The sequence below is a fragment of the Mucilaginibacter oryzae genome (genome assembly GCF_003148845.1).
Lineage (GTDB): Bacteria > Bacteroidota > Bacteroidia > Sphingobacteriales > Sphingobacteriaceae > Mucilaginibacter > Mucilaginibacter oryzae.
In genome coordinates, this window is record NZ_QGHA01000002.1 from 678,082 (window position 1) to 697,565 (window position 19,484).

At 43.8% G+C, this 19,484-nt stretch carries 15 protein-coding genes; 9 read left to right on the forward strand and 6 right to left on the reverse strand.

The window, feature by feature from the left end; all coding sequences use genetic code 11:
- Positions 1–47: 47 nt before the first annotated feature.
- Together LX99_RS08210 and LX99_RS08215 are read right to left on the reverse strand one after the other, a co-directional pair.
- Positions 48–824, reverse strand: coding sequence for a hypothetical protein (locus LX99_RS08210; RefSeq protein ID WP_109607411.1), 777 nt, complete (start codon positions 822–824; stop codon positions 48–50).
- Positions 825–1,001: 177 nt separating this feature from the next.
- Positions 1,002–1,493: a YajQ family cyclic di-GMP-binding protein gene (locus tag LX99_RS08215; protein ID WP_022832998.1), complete on the reverse strand. Its 492-nt coding sequence runs from the start codon at positions 1,491–1,493 to the stop codon at positions 1,002–1,004.
- 192 nt (positions 1,494–1,685) lie between these two features.
- Here LX99_RS08215 and ppk1 point away from each other — a divergent pair, with 192 nt between their 5' ends.
- The 9 genes from ppk1 to LX99_RS08260 all read left to right on the forward strand — a co-directional run bounded on the left by ppk1 (position 1,686) and on the right by LX99_RS08260 (position 13,576).
- Complete coding sequence (gene ppk1 / locus LX99_RS08220; protein ID WP_109607611.1) at positions 1,686–3,731, forward strand: polyphosphate kinase 1; 2,046 nt, start codon at positions 1,686–1,688, stop codon at positions 3,729–3,731.
- A gap of 2 nt (positions 3,732–3,733) precedes the next feature.
- The gene (locus LX99_RS08225) at positions 3,734–4,612 is read left to right on the forward strand and encodes a Ppx/GppA phosphatase family protein (RefSeq protein ID WP_109607412.1); all 879 of its coding nucleotides are present in this window, start codon (positions 3,734–3,736) and stop codon (positions 4,610–4,612) included.
- Positions 4,613–4,786: 174 nt separating this feature from the next.
- The gene (locus LX99_RS08230; protein WP_109607413.1) at positions 4,787–5,350 is read left to right on the forward strand and encodes a UbiX family flavin prenyltransferase; all 564 of its coding nucleotides are present in this window, start codon (positions 4,787–4,789) and stop codon (positions 5,348–5,350) included.
- A gap of 25 nt (positions 5,351–5,375) precedes the next feature.
- Entirely contained in the window at positions 5,376–5,873 is a 498-nt protein-coding gene (locus tag LX99_RS08235) for a DUF6265 family protein (RefSeq protein ID WP_022833002.1), read from the forward strand.
- A 114-nt stretch (positions 5,874–5,987) separates the two neighbouring features.
- The gene (locus LX99_RS08240) at positions 5,988–6,800 is read left to right on the forward strand and encodes an SDR family oxidoreductase (RefSeq protein ID WP_109607414.1); all 813 of its coding nucleotides are present in this window, start codon (positions 5,988–5,990) and stop codon (positions 6,798–6,800) included.
- 224 nt (positions 6,801–7,024) lie between these two features.
- Positions 7,025–7,501: a hypothetical protein gene (locus LX99_RS08245; protein ID WP_022833004.1), complete on the forward strand. Its 477-nt coding sequence runs from the start codon at positions 7,025–7,027 to the stop codon at positions 7,499–7,501.
- A 155-nt stretch (positions 7,502–7,656) separates the two neighbouring features.
- Positions 7,657–9,864: a bifunctional alpha,alpha-trehalose-phosphate synthase (UDP-forming)/trehalose-phosphatase gene (locus tag LX99_RS08250; RefSeq protein WP_109607415.1), complete on the forward strand. Its 2,208-nt coding sequence runs from the start codon at positions 7,657–7,659 to the stop codon at positions 9,862–9,864.
- 113 nt (positions 9,865–9,977) lie between these two features.
- Positions 9,978–10,823, forward strand: coding sequence for an N-acyl homoserine lactonase family protein (locus LX99_RS08255; protein WP_109607416.1), 846 nt, complete (start codon positions 9,978–9,980; stop codon positions 10,821–10,823).
- A 104-nt stretch (positions 10,824–10,927) separates the two neighbouring features.
- Complete coding sequence (locus LX99_RS08260) at positions 10,928–13,576, forward strand: glycoside hydrolase family 78 protein (RefSeq protein WP_109607417.1); 2,649 nt, start codon at positions 10,928–10,930, stop codon at positions 13,574–13,576.
- 11 nt (positions 13,577–13,587) lie between these two features.
- Here LX99_RS08260 and LX99_RS08265 read toward each other — a convergent pair whose 3' ends face one another.
- From LX99_RS08265 to LX99_RS08285, 4 genes are all read right to left on the reverse strand, one after another.
- Positions 13,588–16,500 carry a ligand-binding sensor domain-containing protein gene (locus LX99_RS08265; RefSeq protein ID WP_109607418.1) on the reverse strand — a complete coding sequence of 971 codons (2,913 nt, stop codon included), beginning with the start codon at positions 16,498–16,500 and terminating at the stop codon, positions 13,588–13,590.
- A 281-nt stretch (positions 16,501–16,781) separates the two neighbouring features.
- On the reverse strand, positions 16,782–17,753 hold the full coding sequence (locus tag LX99_RS08275) for a YeiH family protein (protein ID WP_109607420.1): 972 nt from the start codon (positions 17,751–17,753) through the stop codon (positions 16,782–16,784).
- Between the two features lie 95 nt (positions 17,754–17,848).
- Positions 17,849–18,703, reverse strand: coding sequence for a pirin family protein (locus tag LX99_RS08280; RefSeq protein ID WP_109607421.1), 855 nt, complete (start codon positions 18,701–18,703; stop codon positions 17,849–17,851).
- 69 nt (positions 18,704–18,772) lie between these two features.
- Positions 18,773–19,465 (reverse strand): class I SAM-dependent methyltransferase, encoded by a 693-nt coding sequence (locus LX99_RS08285; protein WP_109607422.1) that lies wholly within the window; start codon positions 19,463–19,465, stop codon positions 18,773–18,775.
- Positions 19,466–19,484 lie beyond the last annotated feature (19 nt).

Consider the following 19,484-nt stretch of genomic DNA (forward strand, 5'->3'; position numbering starts at 1 on the left):
GGGTCCGCACGGTGTAAAATTACCCGCCCGATGCTCCGCAAATTATGTCATTCATCATTATCGGTCTGTTCTGGAATCAAATCACCTTTAACGGCTTTCAATTCGCCCCTTCTTCCATCAATGCCATAACTGTCAAAATAAATAAAGCGGGCGCCGCCAATTGATTTAACCTTGCCTATGTTTTCGCCAAGGTCATCAAACCTGTCATACCAGCGAATGCGGATACCACCCACCGATCTTAGGCGGCCAGCGTTATCCATTCCATCGTAATGCGTATAGTAAGTAAACCGGGTATCGCCAATGGCTTTTATTTTACCGGTCAGTTCCGGGCCATCAAACCGGTCGTACCAAACCACGGATAAATCACCCACCGATTTAAGTTTTCCTTGCAATTCCTGCGCGTCGAACCTGTCGTACCATTTTATGGCTATGTCTCCAACAGATTTTAGCTTGCCTTGGTTGTCCATGTCAAACCTGTCGTAATAGGTAAACCTCGTATCGCCCACGGTTTTTATTTTTCCCTGGTTATCCATATCAAACCTGTCGTAGTAAGTGATCTGCGTATTACCGATAGATTTTATCCGCCCGATGTTGTCAAAACCATCGTATTGCGAACGGTATGTTATCCTGCCATCGCCGCCTGTCAGCGGAATTTTGCCTTTGATGAAAAGGTATAGGATAATATCATTATTGGTAATTTCGCCGCGCCGTGACCGCCTGTCTCTGTTGCTGAGCAGGGTGCCGTCAGTTGAATTAACCTGCGCTTTGCCTGTTGTACAAAAGCTTAAAATAATTGCGATGATTAACAAAGGTTTAGATAGCATGAGTATTGAAATTTAATGAGCCGTTTACCCGGTCATAGCTATATGATGCAGAAACCTGCGCAAAGTTTAACAGCCTTGACCAGCTATGTAATAGTATGCTGATTAATAGTAAAATATTTTTTATAAAAAAAGGACGCAGTGTTACGTGCGTCCTTTTAAGCGGTTAAGCGAATGGCTTTAATCGCGCATATTGATATATTGTAAAGGTTGCCCAAAATCATCAGCACGGCACAAACTGATCACGGCCTGCAGGTCATCAATCTTTTTTCCCTGTACACGTACCTGGTCGTCCATGATGGAGGCCTGTACTTTAAGGCCGCTGTCTTTTATCTTTTTAACTATTTTTTTTGCAGCTTCTTTGTCGATGCCTTCTTTTATTTTAATTTCCTTACGGATCATGCTGCCCGACGCGTATTGTTCTTTGCCAAAATCAAGCGCTTTGGGGTCGAGGTGTTGTTTTACCATACGGCTGATAATGCTGTCCTGGATTGCCTTAAGGCGCATATCGTTTTCTGTAACTACGGTAATGGTGTTTGTCTTTTTATCCAGATCAACCGTACTTTTCGAATCGTTAAAATCATAACGGTTCAGGATCTCTTTTTTTGCTGTATTGATAGCGTTATCCAGGGTTTGTCCGTCTATCTTACTTACTATATCAAAAGTTGGCATAAGCAGTTTATTGTTTATAAATTGATTGGCAAAGCTAAGCTATTGTTAAATACAGCGCAATATTGCAACAATTTGTTTAACTTCTGCAATAAATTACAATGAATAAAAACTACCGAATTGCAAATGACTTAATATTAAGTTAACAAATAAATAAGCAGTTTTGTAAATATGTGGCCGCGTGGCAACAATACTATGGATAAACAGGCTCCCTTAATTAACAGAGAAATTAGTTGGCTTTATTTTAACGACCGTGTTTTGCAGGAAGCTGCCGATCCAACGGTGCCCCTGATAGAAAGGGTGCGGTTTTTGGCCATATTCTCGTCTAACCTCGATGAATTTTACCGTGTAAGGGTAGCTACCTTAAGCCGTCTGGCGGCTTTGAACGAAAAGTCGAAGGAGATTTTAGGTTATAACCCTAAAAAGCTCCTCAACCAGATTAAAAATATAGTAGTAAGGCAGGAGCGTAAGTTTAACAACCTGTACGAGAATATCATTGTAAAGCAGCTTGCCGAAGAGAAGATCTTTATCCTGAACGATAAGCAGCTAAACGTAACCCGCGGTGCCTTCGTAAAGGATTATTTCAGGGAAAAGCTGCTGGCTACGCTGGTGCCCATCATGCTGAATGATTCGCTGCCTTTGCCCGAGTTACGTGACAGGGCGGTTTATTTTTTCGTAAAACTTACCACCAATAAAAAGGTGCGTTACGCGCTGATTGAGTTTCCTGACAACCTTTCACGCTTTATTAAACTGCCTGATACCAACAACCTTAAGTTTATTATCCTGCTGGATGATATCATCAGGTACAGTTTGGAGGATATATTTTTCATTTTTGAGCATGACAGTATCGAAGCTTACTCGATACAGCTTACCCGCGATGCCGAGCTTGACCTGGATAAGGAAGTAAGCGAGAAGTTTGTAGACGCGCTTGCGAAAAGCCTTCAAAAACGTAAAAAGGGCAAGCCGATGCGCCTGTTGTACGATTCGGATATGCCGATGGATATGCTGAAGTACCTCGTTAATAAAATGGGCCTGCATGGCGAAAGCCTGATTCCGGGTAACAGGTACCATAACTTCAAAAATTTTATTTCGTTTCCAAACGTTGGCGGGCCCGAACTGGAATACAGTAAGTATCCGGCGCTGCCGGTAGCCGACCTCTCGTTCGGAAAAAGCCTGATCGAGCTTATCGCTAAAAAAGATTACCTGGTTAGTACTCCCTATCAATCGTACGATTATGTGATCCATTTTTTACGGGAGGCAGCTATCGACCCCAAAGTAAAAGAGATCAGCATAGCGGTTTACCGCTTGGCCGAAGATTCGAGGGTGATCCACGCGCTGATCAATGCCGCGAAAAACGGCAAAAAGGTAAACTGCCTGGTAGAGCTCAGGGCCCGTTTTGATGAGCAGAACAATATCCACTGGAGTAACCGCCTGGAAGAGGAGGGGGTAACTGTACTTTACGGTATTCCCGGCTACAAGGTACACTCTAAAATTTGCCTCGTAACCCGCACCGAAAAAGGGAAACCGGCTTACTACGCCTGCCTTTCAACAGGTAACTTTAACGAGAAAACGGCCCGCATTTACGCCGATCATACCCTGCTTACTGCCAATAAAAAAATCACTGCCGATTTGGTGAATGTATTTAAAGCCGTTAACCGCGGGTTACTGCCCAAAGGCCTCAAGAGCCTTATTGTATCACCTATTGATTCTCGCCCGGCCATTTACAAGCTGATTGATAACGAGATCAGGAATGCCAAAGCAGGCAAGCAGGCTTACATGATATTGAAAATGAACAGCCTGGCCGATGAAGACATGATCAACAAGCTTTACCAGGCCAGCAATGCCGGGGTGAAAATTAAGATGATCATCCGCGGGATGTGCTGCTTAATAGCCGGGGTAAAGGGGTATAGTGAAAATATAGAGGTGGTGAGTATAGTTGATAAATACCTGGAGCATGCCCGGGTACACATTTATTGCAATGGTGGTAATGAATTGATCTATCTTACCTCTGCCGATTTTATGACCCGCAATATTGATAACCGGGTTGAGGTTGGCTTCCCGGTGTACGACCCGAAACTGCAGAAGGAAATAAGGGATATTATTGACATCCAGTTGGCTGATAATACCAAGTCAAGGGAAATCAATAGCCAGAATACCAATAAATACCATAAAACAGATTCGCCTGAAAGCCACCGGGCGCAAATAGAAATATATAATTATCTAAAAAGTAAAAACAAATAACATTGAGATACGCTGCCATCGACATAGGTTCGAACGCCGTGAGGCTGTTAATTGCTGATATAATTGAAAATACGGGTTCGTTCTCGTTTAAGAAAAATACTTTGATCCGTGTTCCGCTTCGTCTTGGCGACGATGCTTTTATCCAGAAACATATATCTGATAAAAAAGCCGCCGAACTGCTGAAAGCGATGCAGGCATTCCGCAACCTCATGGACGTTTATAAAGTTACCGATTACCTGGCCTACGCCACATCAGCTATGCGCGAGGCAGACAATGGCGACGAACTGGTAAAAATTATTAAAGAACAGGCCAATATCGATCTGGAAATTGTACACGGATCGAAGGAAGCCAGTGTAATTTATGCCAGCCATATTGATCAGAACATCGATAAAAGCAAAAATTATCTTTATATTGATGTTGGCGGCGGCAGTACCGAACTTTCGCTGTTCTCGGCAGGCGAAATGATAGTTTCGCGCTCTTTCAACATCGGTACCATCCGCATTCTTGATAACCAGGATACCGAAGAAACCTGGAACGACATGCGCGACTTTATCCGCGATAATACCCGTAATTTTAAACAATTATCAGGCATCGGTACGGGCGGTAATATTAATAAGCTTTTCCGTTTATCTGACGAAAAAGACGGTTTGCCGCTTTCTTTCGCCAGGTTACGCCAGCTTTATACCTACCTCAGTTCGTTTTCATTAAAAGATCGGATCAATGTACTGGGCCTTAACCACGACAGGGCCGACGTGATTATCCCGGCCTGTGAAATTTACCTTACCGTAATGAAAAATGCCAATATCAAAAATATTTACGTGCCAAGGGTAGGTATGGTTGATGGTATTATTCAAATTTTGATAGAGAAAAACTTACAATAAGCAGGTTAAAATTATTTTAATAAATTGTTTATTAATTTAAAAACTGTTTGTACATTTGTAGTGCCCTCTCAAGGGCATGTTTTTCATAGGTAGATGTAGGGTCGGGTACAAGTTATTCGACCCTTTTTTATACCCTAAATTTTGTGCGTTAGTGAAGTTGCTGAAGGAAAATCCATGAAGAGAAAAATAGTTGTAGCCGTTACCGGGGCAAGCGGGGCGATTTATGCCAGTCTGCTGTTAAAAAAACTCGTTCAGTTGCAAAACCAGATAGCCGAAGTGGGCGTAGTAATGTCTGATAATGCTAAAGACGTTTGGCGTTTTGAACTGGATAATGATGACTATACCAAACTCCCATTTAAATTTTATGCCAAAAATGATTTCATGGCGCCATTCGCTTCCGGATCGGCAAAGTTTGATACCATGATTGTAGTACCATGCTCTATGGGTACCCTCGGCCGCATTGCCGGAGGGATCTCTGACGATCTGATAACCCGCGCCGCGGATGTGGTACTGAAAGAGCGCCGCAAATTGATTCTTGTAGCGCGCGATACGCCGATTAACCTCATCCACATCCGTAACATGGCCACCGTTACCGAGGCCGGCGGCATTATCTGCCCGGCCATTCCATCATATTATAGTAAACCGCAAACCATCGAAGAACTGGCCATGACCGTTGTTAACCGGGTTATTGATTTAGCCGGGTTACAAAATGAAAGTTATGAGTGGAAGGGGATATAGGGGATAATTTTCATAACTTGCTGTTATGAAATTAAAGCTTATCATCTCTGCGATAGTTGTTTTCCTCTTTTTTAAAAACCACTGTCGGGCCCAGACGGTTAAGGCTGACCTGAAACAATTAGGTTTTATGGCCGGGACCTGGGTGCAAAAGCACCAATGGGGTGATATGGAAGAATTTTGGGGCCAACCTATGGGCGATAGCATGATCAGTAGTTTTAGGGTAGTTAAAGATGGTAAAGTTGAATTTTACGAGTTTGTAGTGATTGAAGAAGCCAATGGCTCGCCGGTGCTGAAAATGCGGCACTTTAACAGGGGGAGCATTGCCTGGGAGGATAAAAATAAGCCACTTTTATTTTACCTTGTAAATATTGAAAAAAACAAAGCTGAATTTGAGCTCAAAAATAAATCAGTAAAGTTAACTTATCAACTTGCGGCACCTGATAAGATGGATGTCATCCTCAACGAAAAGGATAAAACTGGTGGTTGGAAAAAAGATGTATTTAATTACTCCCGTAAAAAATAACCTGAATTTTAGCGGTCATTGAAATAGTGGGTTATCTCCCGCAATCGTCACAAAATAATTAAAACCAAAGCCCCGCTGTTTGTATTGCTTATATTAAACACAAAATGTTTAGCTATGAGCAACAATACACAATTATTAAAAGGGCAGGCAGCGCTGGTTACCGGTGCCGATAGTGGTATAGGCAAGGGCGTGGCGCTCGCTTTAGCAGCCGCGGGTGCAAATTTGCTTATCAACTATGCCCACAATCATGAATCTGCCGAAGATGTGGTAAAACAAATACAGGATGCAGGCGGCGAAGCTTTTGCCTTTCAGGCTGATGTAAGCCATGAAGAGGAGGTTAAGCAAATGTTTGCCGCTATGTTCGCTAAATATCAAACTATTGATATTTTGGTGAACAACGCGGGTTTGCAAAAAGACTCAAGTTTTGTGGATATGGAACTGGACGATTGGAAAAAGGTAATAGACATCAACCTTACAGGCCAGTTTTTATGCGCCCGCGAGGCCGCCCGCGAGTTTATCAGGCGCGGTATTGTAGAAGAAACAAGCAAAGCCGCGGGCAAGATTATTTGCATGAGCAGCGTACATGAAGTAATACCCTGGGCCGGCCATGTGAACTACGCGGCAAGCAAAGGCGGTATCATGATGTTTATGAAAAGCATAGCGCAGGAACTGGCACCCCATAAAATAAGGGTGAACAGCATCGGGCCGGGCGCCATTCAAACGCCCATTAACAAAGCAGCCTGGGATACGCCCGAAGCCCTGGATAAACTGCTCACGCTCATCCCTTACAACCGGATAGGGCAGCCGGACGACATTGGTAAACTCGCAGTCTGGCTGGCTTCAGACGAGTCGGATTATATCACCGGTACAACTATTTTCTCTGATGGGGGCATGACCTTATATCCCGGCTTTGCAGATAACGGCTAAATGACATTTTTATGACTGAGAAATCGGTTTAGCAAAACGAAAACGCCATTTAATTGGCGTTTTTTGTTTTAGATATTGTAAAATATACACTAAGGTGGTTGTGAAATTTTAAATTTTTAACCAATAAAAGCCTGTAATTATTAAAAATTCATAAAAATTAATCAAAATTTTAGATATTGATAAATCAGGCGTATATTTGTTGCGGATTTAAAATTTAAACGAACATGAAAAAGATATTTTTAACAATTGCAACTGCAGCTTTATTTACTGTTAACGCTTTCGCCGATGGCGGCAAAAAATCAGACGGCGGTACTAACGTTTCTTACATCGCGCTTCATGGCTTTACCGCTGATTTCGCTGACGCTACAGACGTTACCTGGACTGTAACCAAAAACACTCAAAAAGCTACTTTCACTGTTGACGGCGTTCAGAAAACCGCTTTCTACAACCTGCAAGGTGAGTTTTTAGGTACAACTCAACGTGTTGACAACAAAGCTATCCCTGCAAAAGCCCTTGCTCAAATTAACAAAGAGTACAAAGGTTACAACGTGGGTGAAGTAATTGTTTACCAGGCTAACACCGAGATCAACGACAGCATTGAGCCAACTTCATACTTTGTTGACCTGAAAAGCGATAACCACGAAGTGTTGGTAAGGATCACTCAGCAAGCTAACATTGAGTTTTTCCAACAAGTAAAATAATTCGTTCAGTAACGAGCATAAAAAAAGCCGTTCCGATACCGGGAACGGCTTTTTTTATGCTTAAAAATCAAACTTTTATCAACGTAATAGGCCGTTTGTTAAAACAAAACGGGCTTTTTAGCCTTTAATTAACTATTAATCAACATTTATATGATATGCCTAAAACAATAATTGTATCAAACCGATTGCCGGTTAAAATCTCAAAGGTTGACGATGTTTATCACTCATCTCCAAGCGAGGGCGGACTTGCAACAGGTTTAGGTTCAATATATAAACAGGGCGATAACGTATGGATAGGGTGGCCAGGGGTTGAGATCAGCGCCCCGGAGGACCGCGATCAGATTACAGCCGAATTAAGGGATTTAAGCCTTATCCCTGTTTTTTTAGATCAGGAAGAGATCAATCAATATTATGAGGGTTTTAGCAACGAGGTGCTTTGGCCTGTTTTTCATTATTACGCCTCAACCTATGCGGCCTATAAACAATCAAACTGGGATTATTACCAGGCAGTAAATAAAAAATTCAGAGACATGATCCTCAGCGTTGCCCAGCCCGGCGATGTAATCTGGATTCATGATTATCAATTGTTATTGCTGCCTGAATTGGTACGCAGTGAAATGCCCGATGTTTCCATTGGCTTTTTCCTTCATATTCCATTTCCATCCAATGAGATGTTCAGGCTGATCCCCTGGCGTGCCGAATTGTTGCAGGGGATGTTGGGGGCCGATCTGATAGGCTTTCATACTTTTGATGATGTTCGCCATTTCCTTGGCTCGGCAACACGTCTGCTCCCGGTAACGTCAAATGCCAATATCATCAGCAATGGCGAACGGTCGGTTGTTGTTGAATCGTTCCCGATGGGAATTGATGAGCAAAAATATGCCTCGCTGCCCCTTCAGGAGGAAGTGAAGCAGCAGATTGATCTTGTTAAGGAGAGTTTTAAAGGTAAAAAACTCATCCTTTCAATTGATAGGCTGGACTATAGTAAGGGCATCCTGCAACGTCTGGAGGCCTTTGAGCTATTTCTTAAAATGTGCCCCGAGTGCAAGGAACACATCACCTTGTATATGATTGTTGTGCCATCGCGCGATACCGTACCTCAATATGCGCACCTCCGTGATGAGATCGACAAAAAGGTAGGTAAAATAAATGCCCTTTACCGTACTATCGACTGGAGCCCTGTACATTACTATTACCGCTCATTCCCCATTGAAACACTATCGGCATTGTACTACTCGGCGGATGTTTGCCTGGTTACCCCCATGCGCGATGGTATGAACCTGGTAAGCAAAGAGTACGTAGCCAGCAGGATTAATAATGATGGTGTATTGATTATGAGCGAAATGGCAGGATCATCTAAAGAGTTGATAGATGCTATTATAGTAAACCCTAACAATACCGGCGAGGTGTGCCGCGCTATATTGCAGGCCATCAATATGAAACCTGAAGAACAGCGCCGCCGCATGGTTCCGATGAGGCAGCTGGTAGCTAAATTCAATACATCACATTGGGTTAAAATTTTTATGGATAGATTGAAGGAGGTGAAACTGATGCAGCGGTCGCTCCAGGCGCGCCATGTAAGCAACACTACCGAGCAAAGCATTATTAACCGTTATATTAAAACTAAAAAGCGTATCATATTTTTAGATTATGATGGTACGCTGGTAAACTTCAAATCGAATATAGAGCAGGCAAGCCCCGACAAGGAGTTGTATCAAATTATTAATAAACTGGCAGAAGATCCTGCCAATCAGTTGGTTTTAATAAGCGGCAGAAAGCATGAAAATCTTGATGACTGGTTTAAGGACAATGATATTTACCTTATTGCCGAACATGGCTCGTGGTTTAAGCAGCAAGGTACATCATGGCATAAAATAGGTGGCCTGAGCGACCAGTGGAAGCAGGACATCTACCCGATACTGGAAACATACGTTGACCGTACACCCGGCTCATTCATCGAAGAAAAAACATATTCGCTGGTTTGGCATTACCGTAAGGCCCAGGCAGGTCTTGGCGAACTGAGAGCCAACGAGTTGATGAACAATCTTAAGTATCTTGCAAGTGATAAAGGCTTACAACTGCTGGCGGGTGATAAAGTACTGGAAGTGAAGAATATGGATATCAACAAAGGTAAAGCAGCTTTAACACTAACTGAAGGGAAAGACTATGATTTTGTTATTGCCTTTGGCGACGATTATACAGATGAAGATATATTTAAGGCCCTGCCCGAAAGCGCTATAACTATTAAGGTAGGCAGTAACTTATCCGCAGCGAAATTTTACCTGCGTAACCCGGCCGAGGTTAGAAAACTGCTCACCAGTTTTGCCAGGCATACCCCGGCCGAAGTGGAATTAGAAAAATAGATTTGGTTTTCGTATCAACTAAAGTTTCATTGTCAGTTACACAATAATTAATGATGCCCACGGTTTAGCCGCGGGCATTTTTTATATTCGGCCTGTAATAATATAACCTGATTATGAAGAAAGTCTGCCTGCTTGTACTTGCATCAACATTAGTTACACTTGCCGCATATGCTCAAACCCCAACTTATAAAGTTTATAGTGTAAAATTCGCGGAATCGGGTTATCCTTTTAAAGTGTCGGATTGGGCGCTGAACGGATCTAACGAACCTGTTAAAATTGATTTTATGGTTTGGCTGATCAGAGGGAGCAATGGTAAAAACATATTAGTTGATGCCGGCTTTCTGGGTGATATTGAAGATGCTAAAGATTTTCAGCTTAAAACCTACCGGCGCCCCGACTCGGCGCTGCTAAAACTGGGTGTAAAACCCGGTGATATAACCGATATTATTTTAAGCCATCCGCATTGGGACCACATCGACGGCCTGGGGCTTTTCCCCAATGCAACAGTATGGATGCAAAAACAGGATTATGAGTTTTTTACAGGGGCAGCCTGGCAAAAGCCGGGCGAAGCGGGAGGCTTTGCAAAACGCGACGTGATAAATGCTGTCAATTTAAACCTGGCCGGCAGGCTTAAACTGGTTGATGGCGATGATAAAGAAATAATTAAAGGAATGCGGGTGTATACGGGATCGAGGCATACCTATAATTCGCAATATGTGCTGGTTAATACAGGTAGCAACAAAGTAATCCTCGCATCAGATAACATCTGGGTTTATTACAGCCTGCAACACCTTGTCCCGTCTTCAGCAGGCGGCACCCTCGACCCGGCGGGATATGTAAAAGCAATGGAACGCATGAAAACACTTGTTGGCAACCCTAAATTTATTATCCCTGGTCACGATGACAGACAAATGGAGATTTTCCCGAAGGTTGCTGAGGATATTGTAGAGATCAGGTAGGAGCGGGCGCTTTACAGAGTAGTCAGACAGAGGAGGACAGTTTACTTACCTCATTACTTTAGTTTAGGCAAACCAATTATATCATCGCCTTACAAAATTAAGATATGAAGCCTGCCGCCATTATTGCCTGTTTTTTCCTGCTGTTTCGCAAAAACGGTTTAGCACAGTTAAACGTTACTAACCTGTTAACCGAAGCGCAAAAAGATCCCATTAGTGTTGACGCTGCCCGTCCCCGTTTTAGCTGGCAAATAGTCCCGGAACAAGGCAAAACAGGCTTTCAGTCTGCTTATGAAATTGAGGTTGATACCATCAGCACGAACAATGGTGGCTATGTTAAACTCTGGTCGGGCGGTAAGGTAACATCCGGGCAATCATTATATATTCCATACGGCGGAAAGCAGCTGAAATCCGGCCGTTCCTATTTTTGGAAAGTACGGGTTTGGGATGAAAAAGGAAACCCTTCACCATGGAGCGGATTTGCTTCCTGGAAAATGGGTCTTTTATCATCCGCGGATTGGAAAGCCAAATGGATCAGTCCGTCATCTAACGGCCCTGTACCATTGTTACGCGCCACGGTTTCATTAAACAAGGAAATAAAGGAGGCTACTGCCTATATCACCTCATACGGGTTTTACGAGGCGAGGATCAACGGAAAAAAGGTTGGCGACGCTTACCTTACCCCGGGGTGGACCAGTTACACTAAACGCCTCCAATACCAGGCTTATGATGTTAAGGATTTGCTAAAGCAAGGTGAAAACGCGGTTGGCGTAACTTTAGGAAATGGCTGGTATAGGAGTCCGCTGGGGCCGGTTGCACCCCGGGCCGATTTTTATGGAAAAGAACTGGCGCTTTTGCTGCAGATAAAAGTGGTGTATGCCGATGGTACAGAGAGGCTGATTGTTTCTGATGAAAGCTGGAAATCATCGACAGGCGCGGTACGCTTTGCCGAAATTTATAATGGCTGTATTATTGATACCCGGCTTGAGCAAAAAGGATGGGATAAGGCAGGTTTTGACGACCGCGAATGGAAAAGTGTAAAAGTACAATCTTACAGCAACAATAACCTTGTAGCTACCGTTAACGAGCCTGTGCGGCAGCATGAAACTTTTAAACCGCTTAAAATCAGCACCACGCCCAGGGGTGAAAAGATAATTGATTTCGGCCAGAACCTGGTGGGGTGGGTACGGGTAACTGTAAAAGGCCAGGCGGGCGATTCGATCCGGATATCACACGCCGAGGTGCTGGATAAGCCCGGTAACTTTTATACTGAAAACCTGCGCTCGGCCAAAGCTCAGAATATTTACATTTTAAACGACGGAGAAAAGCATACCTTCGAACCGCAGTTTACCTGGCAGGGCTTCAGGTACATTAAAGTGGAGGGAATTAAAGGTGATTTAAACCCTGATGATTTTACGGCCATTGCCTTATACTCAGATATGAAGGTTACCGGCAGTTTCTCTTGCTCAAATCCGATGCTTAACCAGCTGCAGCATAACATACAGTGGGGGCAAAAGGGCAACTTTTTAGATGTGCCTACCGATTGCCCCCAACGTGATGAACGTTTGGGTTGGACAGGAGATGCCCAGGTTTTTTCGCGCACGGCAGCCTTTAATATGAACGTGCATAACTTTTTTACCAAATGGCTTAAAGATGTGGCTGCCGATCAGTACCCGAGCGGCAGTGTGCCATATGTTGTTCCGGATATTTTTAAAACGGGCACCAACGAGGTTGGCGGAAGCGCCGGCTGGGGAGATGTAGCCACCATTTTACCCTGGACGGTTTATACAGCTTATGGCGATAAGCAGGTACTGGAAACCCAATACCAAAGCATGAAAGCCTGGGTTGATTTTATCACCAGGCAAAGCCGCAATAACTTGTGGGCTACCGGCAATCACTTTGGCGATTGGCTGTTTTACAGTGTAAACGACGACAGGGACGGCATATCGGCCATTACCAGTAAATACCTGATAGCACAGTGCTTTTACGCGCGCTCAACTCAAATTTTACTCAATAGCGCCAGGCTTTTAAATAAAAAAGCCGACGAACAATTTTACACCCAACTGTTGCAAAAAATTAAAAACGCATATCTGCGCGAATATGTTACCCCTAACGGACTGATTTCGTCGGATACCCAAACCGCCTATGTGATTGCGCTTGAGTTTGATATGCTGCCCGCAAACCTGCGGCAACAAGCTGCAGACAGGCTGGTTAAAAACATTAAGTTGTATAATTATCACCTTACTACAGGCTTTTTAGGTACACCGTATTTATGTGATGTATTAAGTAAATTTAATCATGCTGACGTTGCCTATAAACTATTGTTGCAGGATACCTATCCGTCGTGGCTGTATCCTATCAAAGCCGGTGCCACCACTATCTGGGAAAGGTGGGATGGTATCCGGACTGATGGTAGCTTTGAGGAAGCATCCATGAACTCTTATAATCATTATGCTTATGGCGCTATCGGCGACTGGATGTATCAAAATATAGCGGGTATACAAGCGGCGGAAGCAGGTTATAAAAAGATCATCATTAAACCGCTTATAGGCGGCAACCTTACCTGGGCCGAAGCCGGTTACGATTGCCCTTACGGCCGTATCAGCAGCAAATGGAAGATAGAGGCAGGTAAACTCGACCTCGTTGTTACTATACCGCCAAACACCACTGCCGATATATTTGTGCCCGACGCGCGGGGGAAAACCTATCAAAAGTATTCGGTGCAAAGCGGGGTGCATCATTACAGCAGGCAGTAATAACGTTACCGCTATTTGGTAACCTCTATCAGGAAATCGTACAGGTTGGTTTCGGTGGATAGCTGTAGCTTTTTTCGTACCCGGTAACGGCTGATCTCGACACCTTTTAACGAAATATTGAGCAGTTGCGCTATCTCTTTGGATGACAGGTTTAGCCGTAGATAAGCGCACAGCTTCAGGTCGGTTGAACTCAGGCCAGGGAATTTAGCCTTCATGGTGCTTAAAAAGTTATTGTGAACCTGGTCGAAATACAGTGCGAAATTATCCCAATCACCTTCATTCTTTTCGGTATCGCTCAGTAATTTAAATACGCTCCTGAATTGGTACGAGGCATCGGGGATATTTAGTTTTTTGATCAGTACCATCAACTCATCTTTGATATTGAGCATCAGCTTGCCGCGATCAACCATCTGCATCGTCAACGTAGCGAGTTCTTTATTTTTATAGTTGAGTTCGGCCTCCAGCTTATCGTTTTTCAAGGCCATAATCTCTTTATCATTCCTGTCAAGTTCCAGGCTATGCAGGTAGCTTAGGCGTTTTTGTTCTTCCTCATGCTTTTGCCGCTGCAACTCGAAACGTTTTTGCTGATATTTTATACCGATATAAACCATGCAGGCAAAAATCGCAAAATAGGCAATGTAGGCCCATATGGTTTGATACCATGCCGGTTCAACAATAAACGCATAATTAACAGGCGCCGATGCCGCGCCTAAATTGTTTCGTGCCCTTACCGAAAACGTGTAGGTTCCATAAGGCAGGTTGGTGTAATCTTTTTCGGTTTTAACAGACCATTTAGACCATTCCTGATCAAAGCCTATCAGTTTATAAGTGAACTCTACGTTGCTTTTTTGGGCATAAAGCGTAGAGGTATATTCAAAATGAAATGAACTCCATTGGTTGGAAAGGCTTACCATTTGTTCAGCGCTTTGGGCCGATGTAATCTGGTTCCCTTTAACAAAATACCCGCCAAAAATAACACTGTCCTTTTCGGCAATGGCTTTTACCGAGGTCAGTAAAACGTTCAGTTTGTTTTCTGATGATACGTACTGGCGATAGTTTAAGTGAAATACGCCGTTATTCGAACCGATGAAAATGTTCTTCTGATCGTGCGGGTAAATATATTCTGCACCTTTAACCGTCTGTCCGGCAAGTTCCGGGAAGTAGATTACCGTGTAAGGTTTACCTGCCGGTTTTTTGCTGAAATCAATAACCCCTACGCGCTGATTACTGATAAACCAGACATTGCCTTTGTCATCTTCGGTTAAGTATTCTACTCTTGCATCTGCAAAAATTGGTTTATAAAACGGCGATTTGCCGAAGGTATCCTTATTGGCATCGTATTCATACACTCCTTTTTCTGTAGCGGCTATTATTCTACCTTTAATAAAATATACGTGGTTATTAAGCGCAGAAGGGAGCCCGTTTTTTTCGCTATACCGGGTAAAAGCGCTTACTTTCTTTTTGTTTGCCGATAACTGCACTTTGAAGATGCCCCTATAGGGATGCGTAGCCCAGATCTGATTGCTGTTATCGAGTGCGAGGTTGCCTAAGGATTCATAAATGCCATCTATTTTACCTTCAAAGCTGAAATTTGCGTTATTATACTTCAACAGCTGGAAACCTGTATAAGTACCGGCCACAATATCCGGCGATGCCGGAAATGCCTTTAACATCCACGCGCCCGGCCCCGGGGTGATTGCTTTTGCAACGTTGTTATTAACCTGTAATACACCATCCTGGTGGCCCGCCAATAAGTGCCCCCCGATCTGTGTAAGGCTCATAACCTGGCCCCTGGTGTTTTCCACCTCAGCAAAGGCTCCGGTTACCATACTGATATCCTTTTGTTGAGGATTTACTGATGCTACATACAAACCGTTGGAGGTACCTATATAAAGTTTATTATTAAAAATACTGACCGCGTTGCTCTTTACCTCGTTTTCGCGGTTGGGGTAAATGTGCTTAACGGATGTATTGTAGTTTACAAAATCAAGTCCGTTTTCAAGCCCTATCCAAAGGTTATGGTCGCTATCAAGCAGCAAGCTGTGTATATTATTGTTTTGTAAGCCCTGCTTGTTCGAAAACTGTTCGATAAGGTTACCCTTATTGTCAATAATGAATAAACCCTTTGCCGCTGTACCTATAGCATAACGGTTGTTACTTATTTTTTCGCACAGGTTCACCAGGTCGGTACGCAGCGCTGCATCAATAGCTGTGGGGGCTTTGTAAAGTTTTGTTCCTGTTAAAAAGAACAAACCATGTTTTCTGGTAGTAACAAGCAGGCTGTCGCGGTTAAATTCAGTAATGCCGGTAACTCTGATGTTGGCGGTTGGCTGCTCAATGCAGGCTTGCCAGCGTGTATCCTTAAACTCAACCAACCCTAACTCTTGATCGTGCGCAAACAAGCGCCCTCCAGCCCGGTGTAACATCATCCATCCCCCCGGGGCGTCGAAGGTGCGCATCACGTTGTTTTTGAGTTCGAAAATGCATTCAATTGTCCTGAAAAAAACCTCATCATGATGGATAACGATATCCCAGATATCGGCAAACTGCCGTGCCTTTTGCGGGAGTAATTGTTTGAGCGAATGATATTTCAGGATTCCGGCCTGGTTGGGGAAAAAATAGCCCACCTCGTCCTGCCCGCCAACATAAATACGGCCAGCGGAGTCAATAGCTACCGACTTGATGGCACTGCGGTTGGGCAGGGGATAGGTTTTCCAGTAGCTGCCATCAAAACTGAGCAAACCTTCCTCGTTAGCCAGATAAAGCAAGCCGTTTTTGCCTTGTTTGATATCCCAAATCTCGCTGCCTCCATTATATTCATTGTGTGTGTAGTTTTTTATGGTAGGCGTACCGAGCGTGTTTTGTGCGGTGGAAGTGCAAATAAAAGCACGTAGAACAAGGATAAAAAGAATGCACTTCTTCATTAACAAATTGCTGTGGCGGTTAAGCAATAACTCAGTTTATAATGCAGGCAGGTTTAATTAACACCAACCCGGTTGCGAGCCGTAAATTAATCAACATTTTACATAAACTAAATCATAAACAGGCCGAAAATGTTGTTTGTCCGCTGTATTTGCCTCTTTTTAAACCGGCAACCGATTGCTGTAGTGGTATTGTAGTGTTAGAAAATAACCTTTTAAATGGGCAAAAGCTATGCTTTTTGCTCATTTAAAAGGTTATTAAGCTCCCTGCCGCAAATGCTTTTTTAAACCAGGTGTATTACAGAATACAATGCCGCCGCTGAAATAGCCACCCAAAGCGCGACACCCTCAAACAATGGCTTTAACCCCACCGATGTGAGCACCTTGCGCGATAGCCCCGCACCAATGAGGAATAACGTAAGTGTTAAACCGGTTTTAGCTATGTTAACCACATACGGACTGATCAGTTTTACAACGGGCAGGTAGGTGTTTGCAACCATGGCCAGCACAAATAAACCTATAAAATAAGGGATGCTAACTATACGCGACCGGTTTTTAAAAGCAAATGTCGATATAAATGCCACGGGTATGATCCATAAAGCCCTGGCCAGTTTAACGGTGGTTGCAACTTCCAGGGCGTGGGGGCCGTATTTGCTTGCCGCGCCAACTACCGAACTGGTATCATGTATAGCGATTGCACACCACAGGCCAAATTGTGTTTGCGATAAATTAAGGTGGTGACCAATAAGCGGGAAGATAAACAGCGCGATTGAGTTAAGTATAAATACGCAGCCCAGCGCCACTGAAATCTGCTCTTCTTCGGCCTCAATAACGGGTGATATAGCCGCGATGGCGCTGCCGCCGCAGATGGCTGTACCCGCGGAGATAAGATAAGATGTTTTCTTTTCGATTTTTAGTAACCGCCCCATCAGCGTGCCGAACAAGAGTGTAACGGTTATAGAGGCGATGGTAAACAAAATACCTTCTTTTCCGGCTTGTAAAGCACTGTTCACGTTCATGCCGAAACCCAACCCTACAACCGAAACCTGCAATAGTATGTGGGTGGCTTTATGGTTAAGATGCAAATAAGGGTGCCCTGAAAGCTGCGCCACAATTAATCCGGATAGTAACGCGATCGCCGGGCTCATAAAGGGCATCAGGCAAAGCACTATACCTATGGCGAAGATGATTTTACGAGCGTTTTGACTAAGGTTTAACAGTAATCCGCCGGTATTGGTTATTGGTTGTGTATTCATTTTTCTTTTGTTTTAATGGCACAAAAGTGAATGAAATTGCGATTGTGTTTTTATCATAAAACGCAATCGCCAATAACCAAAAGTAATGAGACGGATTAGTAGTTTAACGTGCCGAATACACCCTTATGGTAATCTTCAATGGCCTGATCTACCTCGGCTGGCGTATTCATTACAAAGTTATCTTTTGCTGCAACCGGCTCTTCAATAGGTTCGGCCGACAGATAAAGTATTTGTGAATCTTCATTGGCGGTTATGTTAATGTCCCCGTTTTCTTTATCAAACACTATGAGGTTGTAGCGCGATACGGGTTCATCGTTAACAGTAATGCTTCCGCTGATAATATAAAGTAATGTCCAATAGCCCGCCTGGGCTGTAAAGTTAACCTGTTTACCGCTGGCCATCGTGCCAACAATAGAAATAACCGGTGTAAAGTTTTTTATCGGACCTGTTTGACTCTCATAATCGCCGCTGGCCAGTTTAAAAGCAAGCCCGTCTCCTTCCAAAACTACAGGCAATTCATGTGCAGCGGCAGCCTGGTAAAATGGCTTATCCCATTTTTTGTCTGCCGGTGCATTAATCCAAAGCTGGATCAGTTCCATCACGCCGCCATCTTTTAAAAGCTGTTCCGTCGGCCCTTCGCTGTGCATAATCCCTTTGCCTGCAAACATCCACTGTACCCCGCCTGCTTTTATCACTTCATCGTTCCCGGCATTATCCTTATGGTAACCCTCGCCCTGCAGCATAATGGTATATGGGCTGAAACCGCGGTGCGGGTGAGGGTGGATGCGAAGCGCCTGCCCCGGCTCAATTACCTGCGGGCCCATATGGTGTAGCACAATTAATGGGTTAGCAAACCTGAAATCTTTATGCGGCAGCGGCTGACGGACAGTTTCTTCGGCTGTAATCTTTTTTTCACGACCGGCAAGTATATGGGTGATTGCTTTTTTCATCAGCTAAATTGGTTAATCCGTATTTGTAAAAACATTTAAGGATTTTTATCCTTGGGTAAAACAAAGTTATTATTTGTTAAACGTTAATCTTACCAGGTATTGTTTAAATTCATCTTCCAGCAAAACTTCCATATCAAATCCGGCGCGGTTAACTATCGTTTCAAGCGTTTTCTCATCAACATAAAGCCAGTTAAACCAGTCGGTTTTTTGCCGGTTGTATTCGTACCGGTATAAAAGCTCTCCGTAGTAACCTTTTTCAGGCAGGCCGCTTTCTTCATATAAATAAGCGATATCCGATGAATCAAACAGGATCTGGCTGCCGGGATTAAGCAGCGATTTGATATGTTGTAAAAATACCTCCAGGTTTTCGAGCGAACCGGTTAAGCCGATGCCATTCATCAATAATAACAGCGTATCAAACTTTTGCGCGCTATAAGTATAAATATCTGCTTTAATTACCTTCTGAACGCCGCGGGCAGTCATCACATCGCAGGCCATGGGCGAGATATCGAGGGCGGTAACATCAAAGCCCCTTTCCTGCAATACCAGCGCATGGCTGCCTGCTCCGGCGCCGATGTCAAGCACTGTGCCCCGGCATTCGTTCATGGCCAGCCACTCCAAATCCGGCATATCGTCTTCATCCCTGAAATAAATTTCAACGGGCATCTCTTCCTTAGGGCCGTATTGATTGTTGATCCACAATTTGTGGTTGCCCAATTTATGGTAACGATCATGTATAGCCTGGCCAAGTATATCTTTCATGTGTCCAAAAGTATGAATT